Below are 14402 nucleotides of genomic sequence, written 5' to 3' on the forward strand. Positions count from 1 at the left end.
AGACAGTTTGCACCGAAGGGGCAATGCACTTGACCGATTCTGGATGGTTAAGCTCACCTGCCCGTCAGGTGTTGATGGAAACGACGAGGTCATTGAATGCAAAAGGCTGATCGGCGATGTCGCCTATTGGCCCCAAGCAGCGGTTGATGGATGTGTGGGCGCTCTAGCACCCGTCGTCTCCTTCCAAGACGGTCGACAGGAAGCTGGAACGAGCCAGATCACATGCAATCGGTTTCGAGAACGAGGTGCCAAACCATCTACTCGTCAACGAACCATCGTTGGTGACCCAGGGGATTGGCGGCAGTTGCGGCAGATAAGATGCATACGGCATCACTTTCGCAAGCGTCACTCTGACCAGATACTTTTCTAGAAAAGCCTCGTTCATTCCGCCGTCCAGTCCGCTATAGATCGGGGCTGCCGGCACGTTGTCATTGAGCAATCGCGCGAATTCGAGTTCGTCGGTACGTTGCTTCTCAAGCGCCCGCCGCGCAATTTTGGAATCCACAACAAACGCGGGGCATTTATCGGTGGGACTGAACACGAGAGGATACGGCGAATTTGGTGGAGCTTGCGCATCGAACACATAGCGTCGATTGCACACGTCCACCTTAGGTTCGAGATGCGTCGTCTCGAAGTGATCGTTGCCGACTTTGAGCATTTTCCAGAAGGAGAGGTTCGGGCTATTTCGATGCTGCGCCAGGTTTGCCGGCGTCAGGCGGAATGGATAAGCCTGGACCTGAAAGGACGGTCGGCCGCCGAGGGAGTCCCGCGCTAGCGAATAGATCTCGCTTATCTGTTCGTCGGTCATGGCATAGCAACCGCTCGACGAGCAGTCGCCATGGATCATGAGTAAGCTGCCGTCGCGATTGTTTGCCTTGTCGAAGCTGTTGGGAAAGCCCACGTTGATCGCAAGATGGTAATCGGAGTTGGGATTCATCAGCTCGGGAGTAATCGTATAGAACCCCTCTGGAGCCTGACGGTCACCCTCCTTCAGTTTCGGCCCGAGATCCCCCGACCACCGACAGATCGGGTACACCTTGAGGATTTTGAAGAGGCCGGTGGTGTCCTGTTTCCAGACTTCGAGCTCCGCCTCTTGCTTGAAGACGCGCACAAGGATAGGCGAGTATTTTGGCATCTTCTTTTGTCGGAGCAGCGAGAGCAACTCGGGTGGTAGCTCCTTTGTAGCCTTGGCCGGCAAGCGGTTGCTGTTTTCGCCAAGGCAGGTGACCGGCGACAACGCCGCGAAAAAAGCTGCAGTCAGCACAAGCGCACGGAGTGCCGTGGCGCCGATCATGACCTTACCTCGGGCGTGGAATCTGCTCATTTGGGTAGCGTGTAGTCAGTGGGTTCGTAAGGCAAGCCCAGATGGACGCAGCCACCGGAGAAGTTCGAGCTTATCGTTGGCCTTGGGGATGCCAAGACGCTCGGTCTCGTCGTCCGCTTCTGGCCCATAGCTGACCTGCCCGATCGGTTCAGCCGAGGACTTCTTTTAACCCAAAGCTGACCTCAAGCAGTTCTGGAGACAATTAGGCAAAAAGCCCGCATTGGTTTTGACAGCACCTTTGACGGCGCTCGCGACATCGGCCAAGTCGGAGTTCATCAATGTGCCGAAGGAGTGATCGCCACCGATAGCCAGGACCGGCATCGGCAATTTTCCAGTCTTTGCGAACAGCGTTTTGTTGTCCTCGCCGTCCTTAGTGAAGGCAGCAAACTGTCCGCCAAAGGCATCGTGGATGGCATCCGTACGAGCATAGAGCACCGCATCGTGATCCCGGGTCTTTCGTCGATCGCAGCGGGGGTATGGGTTCACGGCCTGGTTCGAAAACCGATACGGTTGTCGAAGCATCGAGGCGGACAGTGCCAATGTTGGCGCTCGCCCTGCCGGAAGCCGCTGGAACTCGTGCTAACGAGAAATATCGAAGCGTACTGCTTTGATAGTGTGAATCGCTTCCAACGGACGACGCTCGGAGACGTCAGGCGCAGGTGTCGTGCGCAGAAGAATTGTAGCCTGGAATCATGGGAGAACCGAGCATGGATTCCATTTCTCGTCGCCATATGTTGGCAGCGACAGCTACCGGAGGTCTTCTAACGAGCGTTGGGCTGGCGCACGCGCAAACCGCGGGCGGCGCGATTCCTCAGCCACAGCGACCGGGTCACGGCGGCACCGATCCCGGTCCGCGCAATCTCATGCGGGATCAGCAGAACCCGGATCTGCTGGTACCGCCGTCGACCGATCATGGCACCCTGCCGAACCTGCGCTTCTCGTTCTCGGACGCCCATATGCGGCTTGAGCCGGGCGGCTGGACCCGCCAGGTCACGCAGCGTGAGCTGGGCATTGCCAAGTCCATGGCCGGCGTAAATATGCGCCTGAACGCGGGCGGTGTGCGTGAGCTGCATTGGCATAAGGCGTCAGAATGGGCCTACATGCTCTATGGCAAGGCTCGCGTGACGGCCGTCGATTCCGAGGGACGTTATTTCGTCGATGACGTCGGCGTCGGAGATCTCTGGTTCTTCCCGGGCGGAACCCCGCACTCGATCCAGGGCCTCGGCCCCGACGGCTGCGAATTCCTTCTCGTGTTCGACGATGGCGATTTCGACGAAGACAACACCTTCCTGCTCAACGACTGGTTCAAGCGCATACCGACCGATGTGCTGGGCAAGAATTTCGGAGTGCCTGCCTCGCTGTTCGGCCACACCCCCGATGAAAGCGAGCGCTATATTTTCCTGGCCCCGTTGCCGGGGCCGCTCGGATCGGAAGCCATATCGGGCGCAAAGGCGTCGGAGACGAGCTACACGTGGCGGATGATGGAGCAGGTGCCCATCAAGACGAAGGGCGGAACGGTGCGGATCACCGATTCCCGTTTGTTTCCAATCAGCACCACGACCGCAGCGGCCCTGGTTGAACTCGAACCTGGCGGATTGCGCGAGGTGCACTGGCACCCTAACGGAGACGAGTGGCTCTACGTCATCGAGGGGCAGGCGCGCATGGGTGTGTTTGCCGGCCAGGGGCAGGCGCGCACATTTGATCTGCAGGCCGGCGACGTTGGTTACGTCCCGGTGGCGATGGGCCACTATCTCGAGAATACCGGCTCGACCAACTTTCGATTTCTCGAGACGTTCAAGAGTGACCGCTTTATCGATTTCTCTCTCGATACCTGGATGGCGGCAACACCGCCGGGACTGGTGCAAGCCCATCTCAAACTCGATCCGAAGGTGATGAGCGCGCTGCGCACGAACAAGGCTCTGGTCGTGCCGGAATAATTGCCAAAGTCGGAGTACATCGCGGCGCACTCGTCCGGCGCCCGGTGGGCAGGGCGCTGGCGGACCGCCGGCAAGATCGCGCCCTCTCCGGCTGCAGAAGGAGAACGCCATGAATGTTCTGACCTGGGCCGCCCTGCGTTGGTGGTCGCCGGATCCGCTTTAGCATCAAACGGTCAGGCCGAAACGGGCACCCGAGCGTCAGTGGCATCCTCAGTTTGCAGAGACAAGCTTTAGTCCAATCACGCCGGCCACAATCAAAGCAATGCAAAGTATCCGCCCTGGCGACGCAGAGTCGCCCAGCACTGCGATACCCAGAACGGCGGTACCCGCGGCACCGATACCGGTCCAGACCGCGTACCCCGTTCCTACGGGAAGTGTGCGGAGCGCCAGCGAGAGAAGAAAGATACTCGACAAACCGGTGGCAGTCGTAAACAGCGCGGGTATCAGCAGCGTGAAGCCTGCGGACCACTTCATACCGAAGGCGAATCCGATCTCGAGAAGGCCGGCGGAGGCCAGTATCATCCATGCCATGTGGGTCAATCCATTCGCTGGTCACCGGGCGTTACGGCCGGGCTGCTTGTAAGGGGCTGGACGCGCATGGAGGATTCCATGCGCGACATGCTTGCTGATGGGCGCCTCAAGCCTTACTGGCGGCAGCGGGAATCGAGCGGAACGAAATTCCCAATCGATTGAACGCGCTCATCAAGCCGATGGCATAGGTGAGGTCAGCGAGTTCCTTGTCGCTGAATTCGCCGGCGGCGGCCTCGTAGTCGGCATCGGGAACGCCGGTTTCGGCCACCCTCGTCACGGTTTCGGTCCAGGCCAGCGCAGAGCGTTCGCGCTCACTAAAGACTTCCCCCGCGTCTCGCCACACAGGCACCAGCACGAGCTTGTCCGCGACGACGCCAGACTTGAGCAGGTCGCGGGAGTGCATATCGATGCAGTAGGCACAGCCGTTGATCTGCGAAACCCGCAGGTAGACGAGATCGACAAGTTGCTTGGAAAGGCCGCTTTTTTGAAGATAGACATAGACCCCTCCAAAAGCCTTGAAGCCTTCCGGTGAAGCCTTGGCGTAATCGATGCGCTTGTTCATGATTGAATCCTCATCTGGTTGAAGGATTCCATCGTTTCTCATCTTGGCCTATTCAAGAAGGTCCATGATAGGTGTTTGCAGCTGGGCCATGATTTCCATAATCCAGCAGATCACGCTCGAGCTTCAGTCACATCAATCCCAAAATGCGCCGGCCGAAATTTTCGGCCGTGCGCCGTGAGGCGATATTCGTGAAGTTCAAAAGAAGGGCGGAAGCCCCATCATTGCGCCTCGTCCAATCCGTAAGTGCCTCCGCGTACAGGCCTTGTTCCCGCATGCTCGCAGCGAGCCGGCGATCTGAACGGTTGCCTCGCAGACGCAAGATCAGGTGCATGCCCCCCGGCTGTAAATCTATTCGCACATTTTTTCCCAGCACGCTTTCCAGCCCCGCCGCGGTTGCCGCGCGGCGCTCGGCATAGAGCCTCCGCATCCGCTGGATATGGCGCGCAAAATGTCCTTCGGCGATGAATGAAGTGACGATGGTTTGCGTAAGCCCCGGAGAGCCAGTTGAAAGGCTTTCGGTGACCTCCTTAAACCGCTCGACCTGCGCTTCCGGCACGACGAGATAGGCCAGCCGCATGCCTGGAAAAAGTACCTTGCTGAAGGTGCCCGCATAGAGCACCCGCCCGTCACGATCGAGGCTTTTCAATGCAGGGAGGGGGCGGCTGACATAGCGGTATTCGCCATCGTAGTCGTCTTCGATGATCCATGCCTTGTTTCGCGCGGCCCAGTCCAACAGCGCCAGACGCCGAGGTAACGACAGGGACATGCAGAGCGGGCTCTGATGCGCAGGCGTGACCACCGCTGCGCGCGCCCGGGACGCGAGCTTGATGGCATCAGAAACGACCATGCCTTCCGCATCGACCGGCACCGAGATGCCTTCGATATGCATATATTCGAAAATTTCTCGCGTGGGCGGATATCCCGGGTCTTCGAGCCAGACGCGATCACCCGCCTTCAGCAGGGCATGACCGATTAGCTCCACGGTTTGGCGGTATCCCGAGGTCACGAACACCTGAGATGGGGAGCAGTTTATCCCACGCGAAACCTGGAGATATCTCGCGATTTCAGCACGCAGCGAAGGCAAGCCGGACACAGGGGGATGGATCATATCGGAAGGCTGCATGGCCCGCGCACTGCGCGCGCCAAGGCGTGCCCAGATCTTCCGGGGAAACGCATCCAGGGCGGGCAAACCCATCTGGAATGGCAGGATGGAATCCGGACGAAAACTGACTGCATCCATCCGGGGATCCGCTCGCGGCGTCGGGTTCGCAATGGATATTCGCGGCGTAAGGTCTGGGCTTACAATGGTTCCTGCCTGCCCGCGCGCCTCGACATACCCTTCAGCGGCCAGCAAGGAATAAGCCGTGTCGATGGTACCTCTGGCCAGCCCCAATTCCTTGGTCAACGCCCGTGCCGACGGAATGCGGTCACCAGGCTTCAACATTCCAGTGGCGATAGCGTCGCGAAACCGATCGTAAATCTGCCGGTAGAACGGTGCTGCCGCCTTCGGATCAAGCGGCGGGAGCTTTCGGGGATTCGCGGCAGGCATGGCCCGATCCGATCTTTCGATGAACGAAAAACCCACTATGCCATAACGGTTCGGATTGGTCTCCACTCCTCGCACGCTGCAGCGGTCAAGCCTGCGCCGGCAAATCATGGTCCAGTCGCAAAGCTCATTCATGGTCCTTGGATGCAGGCCGAAATTGCTCTTTGCTGATGATCAGAGTTCGGACAGCAGAGATTGGAAAGCAGATGACGAAAATACTGCATTTGACTTGCAGCCCCCGCGGGCAAGCCTCGGAGAGTTACAGGCTATCTCAGAAAATCGTCGGCTACTTGCTGGATAGCGAGCCGACGGCAACCGTCATAATCCGACCGATCAGCGGCGTCCCCGATATCGATGAAAGCTACGCAACTGCTCTTGGCGCGACCGAGCGATCGTACCTGGAAATGTTTGTCGAGGGTTCCATGTCCCGGTCCGAAGAACTGATCCAGGAACTGGAGAGCGCGGACTTCGTCGTCATCGCAACTCCAATGCACAACTTCACCGTGCCTGCCGCTCTCAAAGCGTGGATAGATCACGTCGTTCGAGTCCGTCGAACGTTCGACGTGACTGCCCAAGGAAAACTGGGGGCGTTGCGCGACCGCCCGGTTTTTGTCGCAGTGTCCTCGGGCGGAAGATTTTCCGGCGATCGCGCGCATCAGCCCGATTTTCTCACGCCGTATCTAAAAGCTATCCTCGGCACCATCGGGCTGCATGATTTGACGTTCTTCTCCGTTGAAGGATCGGCCCTTGGTCCTGATGCATTGGTCGCAGCCCGAACCAAGGCGGATCAGGCAATGCAGAGGTTCTTCCTCCGTTTCGCGCCCAATTCAACGGGGGTGTTTCAGCAAGCTGTATGAACGCGCAACGGCCTTCCCGCGCTCAGTTCGGCCACCGATACGTCCGTTCCTGGCCCTGAGCAGACGCTGCCGCTTCGCGCGGAAGCTGGGGGACGCCTGCACCTCGCGGGATTCCCTACCAGCGAGACCAGTACAGCGCCCGGGAAGCTGAGGTACTTGCCTCCTCAATTGAGCAAGCAAAACTTCCCCCAAACATCAGAGCCTCGCTAAGAACGGAGATTGGCTTAACTGAGATCACGCAAAAGACCTTTTGCCCGCTTAAGGTCGGCGGTGTCGAGACCTTCGGTAAACCGGTCGTAAATCGGTTGTAGCAGCGCCTTCGCTTCGGTCGGTCGGTCCTGATCGCGAAACAACTGTCCCAAGCTTGTGGCGGCGCGTAGTTCCCAGGACAGAGCGCCCTGCAGGCTCGCCCACTTCATCGCCCGGAAAAACTGATCCTCGGCCGTTGCCGCAGCGCCGGGTGCACCTTGCAACAGCAGCAGTTCGCCCTTGATGCGCAGCAGCTCGGCGATACTCAAGCGTTCTTCGGTCTCCTCTGCGCGCGCGATCGCATCGTGCACCACCGAAAGTCCTTCGCCTACTTGCCCGACGCGCCCCAAACCTTCCGCCATCTCACCAACGAACAGGAAATAGCGATGCGATGCGTTGACTTCGTCGCCGAGTTCGTCGATGCCTGACCGCAGCAGCGGCAAGCCGCCGGCGGTATCTCCGCGCTTGATCGCAAGCAGTCCTTGATGGCTGCGGGCAAAGGCAACATAGCGCATCAGCGAATGCCTGGTCGAAAGGTCGATCAGCCTTGCCACGTAATGGTCTGCGACATCCATATCGCCGCTCCACAGCGCGATCGGGCATGCTGCGTTGGCGACGATGTAGCACACCGAGTTGACGTGTCTGCTGGCAGATGCCTCATGCAGGTATGTTTCGGTGACGTGCATTGCGCGATCCGGAAATCCCTGCAGCCATAGGGTCCGGCCCAGAAAGGCGCCGGCGGTCACCCGCTGGTTGCTCCGGAAACGGCTGATCCGCGACTTTTGGACTGGAGGAACATAGTGCGCGAGCATGCGTTCGAGGTGATACCGCGCGCTCGCTTGATCGCCGAGGCATTGCTGCGAGATGCCGATCAATCGCTCACCGATCAGCCGATCGTTGGAATTTGACCGGCTTGCCGCAAGAGCGCTGAATCGTTGCGCGGCGGTCAAGGAGGCGCGAAGGCGGCCAGCGACCCGGTGAAAGAACCACAGGCCTAGCAGCGACCGCAATTGGTGCTCGACATCGTCAAGCCTCTCTGCAAGCTCCAGCGCCTTTGTCCAGGCTTCGCCGAGCGCGGGAATTTTCGCGTCGGTGACAAATATCAGGGTCGTACCGAGCGCGGTATACAGCTTCATCTCGAGGCGCGCGTCGCCATTGACGGCAGCCCCTAGGGCGGCGATCGCCCGCTCCACGCGGCCGCGGCATTCCTCCAGCAACGACGAATGGACGCATAGGGGCACTGCGGCCGCGGTCAGCCCCGCGCCAATCTGCACGTCACCGCTGGGTGAAAAGGCCCAACCCAGCGCCGCGCGCAGGTTGTCGATGTGCCGTCCGTAGTCGCCCATCCAGTCGACCGTGGGGCGCATCTCCAGCTCCGCTTCAGCCCGCTCGAACAAGTCCCGGTAATATTCGGCATGGCGACGTGCGAGCCGTTCCCGTTCTCCGCTCTCGCCGAGCTTTTCGAGGGCATACGTATGTGTCGTATCCAATAAGCGGTAGCGCGCCGTGGTGGCATCGATTTCCGCCACAACCAGCGACTTCGAAACCAGGCTGGAAATTCCATCGACCACGTCCGGCAAAGCGATCCCGGCGCCCGTTACCACCGCGCAGATCGCCTCCAGGTCGATGGCGCCGGCGAAGACCGCGAGCCGGCGGAGGAGCACCAGCTCAGGCTCAGTCAGTAGCTCGTAGCTCCAATCGAAGGTCGCCCGCAGAGTTTGGTGCCGCGGCAGCGCCGTCCGCCCTCCGGTCAGCAGCTGAAAGCGATCGTCAAGGTGAGCGGCGAGTTCTTCGACACCGAGTGCCGTGACACGTGCCGCCGCCATTTCAATCGCGAGCGGTATGCCATCAAGACGCCGGCAGATCGCCGCGATCGTCTTTGCCTGATAGCCATCTAGAACCGCCCCTGCCTCGGTTGCTCGTGCACGTTCGATGAATAGTCTGACGGCGCCGTATTCCAGGAGATCGTCCGCGTCCTCCGTCGGAATCGAGAGCGGCTGCACCCAGTAGACCTGCTCCCCCTCGGCCCGGAGCGGCTCGCGGCTGGTTGCGATGATCTGGGCCGAGGATCCGGCTCGCAGCACGCCCTCAGCCATCCTCGCCGCGGCGTCGATCACATGCTCGCAGGTGTCCAACACCACCAACAAGCGCCGCGCTGCCAGTGCCAGCGCCACGCGCTGGGTCGAAATTTCACCGCCGCCGAACTTGAGTCCGATCGCGGCAGCGAGCGCTATGGGAACCAGACTGGGATCAGCGAGCGGCGAGAACTCGGCCAGCCACACCCCCTCTGGAAAATGCGGCAGCAGTTCACGGGCGACCGCGAGCGCGAGCCGTGTCTTGCCGATGCCCCCCGCCCCGGTCAGGGTGACGAGCCGGCCGGCACGGACAAGCTTCGAGATTTCCTCGACCTCGGCGGTGCGGCCGATCAACGCTGAAACCGGCTGCGGCAGGTTGGTCGACGCTAATGGCTGCGCCGACGCACTTTCCTTTAGGTAGAGTGGATGTCCCGGTCCGGTTGCTGGCCGCATGGTCCAGATGCCGCGCAGGTGATAGCCGCGGCCGGACACCGTCTGCAACAACTCGCGATCTGCGCCGAGCGCCTTGCGAATGGCGGATATATGAATCTGGAGCGTGTTTTCTTCGACCGTCGCAACCGGCCACACCCGATCTATAAGATCGCGCTTGGTGACAAGCTCGCCGCCCGACTGAACCAGAATCTCCAGAATTTCGAATGCGCGGTTCCCGATCGGAACGGAAACACCTCGGGACCGCAGCTCACGCTGGGTAAGATCGATCTCCCACCCGTTCGACTCATAGACGGCTCGTAGGCCTTGCTCGGCCATCACGGCCTGCCCCGTCGGTTGAGTAATCCTAAGAAAATCTCAGCATCAGATCAGGGAACCGCTCCAGGAAAGCAGCTTAAACGTTGATCTGGGCAGTGGGCAAGCGCCGTCGAACTATCCGCTTAACGCGCGGCATATCAATGGCTTGATACCCAGCATCTGCTTGGGTGATCTTCTGAGCAAGATTAGCATAACAGCATCAATGGCGGGCAAGCGATTGATGCAAGGCCCCAGTAAGATCACTCTCGAACCCAGCGGCGCGCTGTTGCGCAGGCTTCGCAGTGTCGCCGCGCCCAAATGTAAACGGGAGAGCGAACATGATCTCTGCGGCATTTCCCTACAAGAAGCAGCTGCGGCGGGTCCTCGGCCGCGAGATGGCGTATGTGGAGGTGGGAAAGGGCGACCCCATCGTACTGCTGCACGGCAATCCCACTTCGTCGTATCTCTGGCGCAATGTGTTGCCGCACCTGAAGCCGCTGGGTCGCTGCATCGCCCCGGACCTGATCGGCATGGGCGATTCCGACAAGCTGCCTGACAGCGGTCCCAACTCGTATCGCTTCGTGGAGCACCGCCGCTATCTCGACGCCCTGCTCGAGTCCCTGGACGTGCGCGAACGGGTCACCCTCGTCATCCATGACTGGGGTTCGGCGCTCGGCTTCGACTGGGCCAACCGCCACCGCGAGGCCGTGAAGGGTATCGCGTACATGGAGGCGATCATGGGGCCGCAATACTGGGACCACTGGGACAAGTTCGAAATGCGTCACGCCTTGCAAGGGCTGCGTTCCGAGAAAGGCGAGGAAATGGTCTTGCGAGACAATTTCTTCATCGAGAAGATCCTGCCGGGAGCCATCCTTCGCAAAATGTCCGACGAGGATATGGCGGAGTACCGCCGGCCCTTCGCCGAGCCCGGCGAGGGCCGGCGTCCGACGCTGACGTGGCCCAGGCAAATCCCCATCGAGGGCGAGCCCGCCGACGTGACTGCGATCGTGACCGCCTACGCTGACTGGCTTAAGACGAGTCATATACCCAAGTTGTTCCTGAGGGCGGAGCCCGGTGGGATCCTCGCCCATGGCCCGGTTCTCGATTTGGCCCGCAGCCTCCCGGCACAGACCGAGGTGACGATCTCGGGACTCCATTTTGTCCAGGAAGATTCGCCGGACGAGATCGGACGGGCCGTCGCCGGCTGGATGGAGGCGTTGGGCTGACCGCAAATGCGAAGTGCCGCGGCGTCTACCAGGGCGACCTTCGCATAGACCACAGGATAGCGTTCGTGAGAATTCGCTGGTAGCGGGCGTCCCGCCAAACTGACGGCTCGTGGCCTAGCGCCGAATAAAATACTCGTCCCTCGCCATAGAATCGGGTCCAGGTGAGAGGCCAGCCATAGAATCGTTGATGTACGCCGGTCTTGCCAAGGTCCACCGAGCTTGGGTCGAGGCGCAGGAGCACGCGTGAACCACGATAGTCGAAGTCGCCGATTTGGTAGATCTCGTCCTCGACTTGCAACGAATTCCCGAGAAAAGCCACCAGGGGATCGCCGGGATCAACCACCTCGATCTTCACGGCCTGATGCCAAGGATGACCATTAAAGTAGCCGCCGACCAGATCGAGATAGTCCGGCCAAGTGTAGAATGTGTCCGTCGCCGAATGAACGCCGAGGAACCCGCGGCCCGAGCGCACAAAGTCGAGAAGAGCTCTCTTTTGCGCGTCGCTCATCGGAAGTTCTCCTGACGTATAGAACATCACCGCTGCGTAGCGCTCGAGGTTTTCGGTAGAAAATTCGGACGTGTCTTCCGTTGCAGTGACTTCAAAAACACCCGAATGGCTTCCGAGCTGGGTCAGGATAACCTTAGAAAGCGGTATGACATCATGCCGGTAGCCGGCGGAGTATGTGAAATAGAGGATGCGCTCTCGCGGACGCTCCGCATGCGCGCCGAGTGGTCGGATTGCCGCCGCGCCGCCGAGGAGCGCGATGAACTCACGTCGCCTCACAACCGCCTCCGCCAAAACCAACCATGTGTTGACGAAGCCTAGCACAGATCAGCCCAGCGCCGACCGGGGGGCATCGCCCTCTCGCGTCCTATGCGACGCTGCTGGCCTGATCCTATTGTGACCGTCGGCGATTGTCCGCCCGTGCGCACAATTTTAGGTTATCTATTCGGATAGTGTTGGGCTGAATAGCCTATGCTGCTTAAGCGTTGCACTACAGCTATCGGACAGGATGATCTCGGAGGCGCATGCATTCAGCTTTCATTTGGTATTTCTTATCCATGAAAGGCCGCATCGGTCCGCAGGAATTTCGATTGGGACTTTTGGGACTTGTGCTAGTCGACATGCTCGTCGTGCGCATCGCGAGGAAGCTCACCGATTCAGGACCCCAATACTATAGCGTCAACCCTCCGCTCGACTGGCCCATCGTCCCGGCTGTCCTCTTTATCTCGCTCTGGCCGTTCGCTGCAATCCTGAGTGCATTTCCCGGACGGCCTGGCGACAATCGGTTCGGCTCGACCTCGCTACCGCGCACGCGCGTCTAGCGCGCCCCCAAAGCAGACCGGCCGGGCGTTCGAACGGTGGCGCGAAAGTCAGCCGCAATGTCTGCTGATGGCCTATCCCTGCCGACAGCGCTCCTCAACGTCAGGTCAGCTTCGCAGGGTAAACCCGGCGCGCCGATCCGCAGCGAACCAGGCCGGACTTCGACCCAATTCAGACTTTGGTTGGTATCCCAAGCCGGACATCAGCTGCCTCCAGACTTGGTGGCTTCCCGCACGAGGACGTCCATCAACATTTTGGCGGGTATCTCGCGGGCAAGCGCCGCCGCCTGACCTGACCAGAGTGGCGTGAAATCGGAGTTTCCATTCTGCTCAGCCGCAGCACGCAGCGGCGACAGTTCGCCCATGGGCAGCGGAAAGTCCGGTGCCGCGTCCGACCAGGGACCGATCTCGGCGGCAAGGCGATTGACCAGAACCCTCGCCGGTCGCCCGGAGAACACGTTTGTCACGACAGTCCGGTTCAACCGCGCGTTTCGCAGGGCCTCGCGATGGAGCGGGGGCGTTGCCGACTCGGCACAAAGCAGAAAGGCGGTTCCAACCTGCACGCCGGCGGCCCCGAGTGCGAACGCCGCTGCGATCCCTCGCCCATCCCCGATCCCGCCGGCTGCGATCACGGGCACGCTGACGGCGTCAGCGACTTGTGGCACAAGGGCGAACGTGCCGGCCTGTGAGGCGATCGCGCGCTCGCTGTTAGAATCGAGGAATGAGCCTCGATGTCCTCCGGCTTCGTACCCCTGAGCGATGATCGCATCGGCACCATGCTTTTCGAGCCAGCATGCTTCGTCGACTGTCGTCGCCGATGAGATCACCTTGCAGCCGGCTGCCTTGACCCGATCGACCAATCCGGGCTCGGGCAAACCGAAATGAAAGCTTACCACCTCCGGCCGGACCTGTTCGACTACGGCGGACGCGGCATCGCCGAATGGAGCGAGATCGAGGCGCGGTGCAGCCGTTGCGGGGGCGATGCCCAGTTCGCGATAATACGACGAAAGCTTCTCATGCCAGGCACGCTCGCGAGCGGCGTCCGCCTTTGCCGCATCGTGGCAGAAGAAGTTGAGATTGATTGGTTTCTTCGTCAGTCGCCGTAGCTCGGCAACGGTCTTTGCAATGAGCTCAGGCGTCAAGACAGCGCAGCCGATCGACCCCATGCCGCCGGCATTCGAGACCGCGGCTGCAAGGTCTACCGTGCCCAATCCGGCCATCGGTGCCAGCACAATCGGATGCTCGATCTTGAACAATTCAACAAGACGTCGGTTAAACCACATCGCACGCCTCCTACCAGTGGCCGGCGGACGCGCCGCCATCGACATGCATGATCTCGCCGGTGACGAAAGCCGCTCGCTCAAGATACATCACGGCGTCGACGACCTCCTGTATCTCGCCCATGCGGCCCATCGGCTGCAAGCTTGCGAGGAAGCCATGCGCCTCCGGCGCATGCATTGGGGTCGCGATCGCACCAGGCGATATGGCATTCACGCGGATATTCCGGCTTGCGTACTCGATCGCGAGCGAGCGGGTGATCGCGTTGAGCCCGCCTTTGGTTAGCGCCGCGAGCGCCGCCGCCACGGATGCCATCGGCTGCTCGGCGATCGTGGCCGTGATATTGACGATGTGACCCGAGCCCGCGAGCAGCATCCTCGCCGCCACCCGCTGCGTCAGATTGAAAAAGCCCGCGAGATTGACCCCGACCATCGTGGCGAAGTCGGCCTCAGAATACTCGGTAAAGGGCTTCGCAATGAAGAGGCCGGCATTGTTGATGAGCGTATCGATCCGCCCGAAGCGCTCGATGGCCAGTTCCACGATGCGATCGGCCGTCTTTGCGCTGGCGATATCGCCATCGACCGCGAGCATCGACGGATCGTCGCTCCTGCCGATCGAACGAGAACTGGCGACGACGTGGTAGCCGATATCCCGGTAGGCCTCGAGCAATCCTGCGCCAATGCCGCGCGATGCTCCGGTGATGATGGCAACCTTCCGTTCGGAAGTCATATTCGCTTCTCCTTCACG

General features: G+C 60.4%; 12 protein-coding genes. 3 read left to right on the forward strand and 9 right to left on the reverse strand.

The features are described 5' to 3' along the window. Window positions 1-163: 163 nt before the first annotated feature. Window positions 164-1294, reverse strand: coding sequence for a L,D-transpeptidase family protein (locus tag AB7G19_RS27780; protein ID WP_441268438.1), 1131 nt, complete (start codon window positions 1292-1294; stop codon window positions 164-166). A gap of 195 nt (window positions 1295-1489) precedes the next feature. After that, entirely contained in the window at window positions 1490-1864 is a 375-nt protein-coding gene (locus AB7G19_RS27785; protein ID WP_441268439.1) for a hypothetical protein, read from the reverse strand. Window positions 1865-2031: 167 nt separating this feature from the next. On the opposite strand from AB7G19_RS27785, the gene AB7G19_RS27790 reads away from it, so the two are divergent. Then, on the forward strand, window positions 2032-3261 hold the full coding sequence (locus AB7G19_RS27790) for a cupin domain-containing protein (RefSeq protein WP_354177046.1): 1230 nt from the start codon (window positions 2032-2034) through the stop codon (window positions 3259-3261). 210 nt (window positions 3262-3471) lie between these two features. Here AB7G19_RS27790 and AB7G19_RS27795 read toward each other — a convergent pair whose 3' ends face one another. From AB7G19_RS27795 to pdxR, 3 genes are all read right to left on the reverse strand, one after another. Further along, window positions 3472-3792: a DMT family transporter gene (locus AB7G19_RS27795; protein WP_441268440.1), complete on the reverse strand. Its 321-nt coding sequence runs from the start codon at window positions 3790-3792 to the stop codon at window positions 3472-3474. A gap of 106 nt (window positions 3793-3898) precedes the next feature. Next, window positions 3899-4354 (reverse strand): carboxymuconolactone decarboxylase family protein, encoded by a 456-nt coding sequence (locus tag AB7G19_RS27800; protein WP_247310112.1) that lies wholly within the window; start codon window positions 4352-4354, stop codon window positions 3899-3901. A 127-nt stretch (window positions 4355-4481) separates the two neighbouring features. Continuing rightward, on the reverse strand, window positions 4482-5903 hold the full coding sequence (gene pdxR / locus AB7G19_RS27805) for a MocR-like pyridoxine biosynthesis transcription factor PdxR (RefSeq protein ID WP_441268441.1): 1422 nt from the start codon (window positions 5901-5903) through the stop codon (window positions 4482-4484). Window positions 5904-6106: 203 nt separating this feature from the next. Between pdxR and AB7G19_RS27810 the strand changes: the two genes are divergently transcribed. After that, window positions 6107-6757, forward strand: coding sequence for an FMN-dependent NADH-azoreductase (locus tag AB7G19_RS27810; RefSeq protein ID WP_063986507.1), 651 nt, complete (start codon window positions 6107-6109; stop codon window positions 6755-6757). Between the two features lie 224 nt (window positions 6758-6981). Here AB7G19_RS27810 and AB7G19_RS27815 read toward each other — a convergent pair whose 3' ends face one another. Then, entirely contained in the window at window positions 6982-9849 is a 2868-nt protein-coding gene (locus AB7G19_RS27815; protein WP_441268442.1) for an ATP-binding protein, read from the reverse strand. A gap of 317 nt (window positions 9850-10166) precedes the next feature. Here AB7G19_RS27815 and AB7G19_RS27820 point away from each other — a divergent pair, with 317 nt between their 5' ends. Then, complete coding sequence (locus tag AB7G19_RS27820) at window positions 10167-11054, forward strand: haloalkane dehalogenase (protein ID WP_441268443.1); 888 nt, start codon at window positions 10167-10169, stop codon at window positions 11052-11054. A gap of 25 nt (window positions 11055-11079) precedes the next feature. Here the strand turns inward: AB7G19_RS27820 and AB7G19_RS27825 are convergent, their stop codons facing one another. From AB7G19_RS27825 to AB7G19_RS27835, 3 genes are all read right to left on the reverse strand, one after another. After that, window positions 11080-11838: a ThuA domain-containing protein gene (locus tag AB7G19_RS27825; RefSeq protein WP_223153616.1), complete on the reverse strand. Its 759-nt coding sequence runs from the start codon at window positions 11836-11838 to the stop codon at window positions 11080-11082. Window positions 11839-12580: 742 nt separating this feature from the next. After that, window positions 12581-13660 carry an NAD(P)H-dependent flavin oxidoreductase gene (locus tag AB7G19_RS27830; protein WP_441268444.1) on the reverse strand — a complete coding sequence of 360 codons (1080 nt, stop codon included), beginning with the start codon at window positions 13658-13660 and terminating at the stop codon, window positions 12581-12583. Between the two features lie 10 nt (window positions 13661-13670). Next, window positions 13671-14384, reverse strand: a complete 714-nt coding sequence (locus AB7G19_RS27835) for an SDR family NAD(P)-dependent oxidoreductase (RefSeq protein ID WP_441268445.1) — start codon at window positions 14382-14384, stop codon at window positions 13671-13673. Between the last annotated feature and the right edge of the window lie 18 nt (window positions 14385-14402).

The sequence above is a fragment of the Bradyrhizobium sp. 215_C5_N1_1 genome (assembly GCF_052075935.1).
Taxonomy (GTDB): Bacteria; Pseudomonadota; Alphaproteobacteria; order Rhizobiales; family Xanthobacteraceae; genus Bradyrhizobium; species Bradyrhizobium barranii.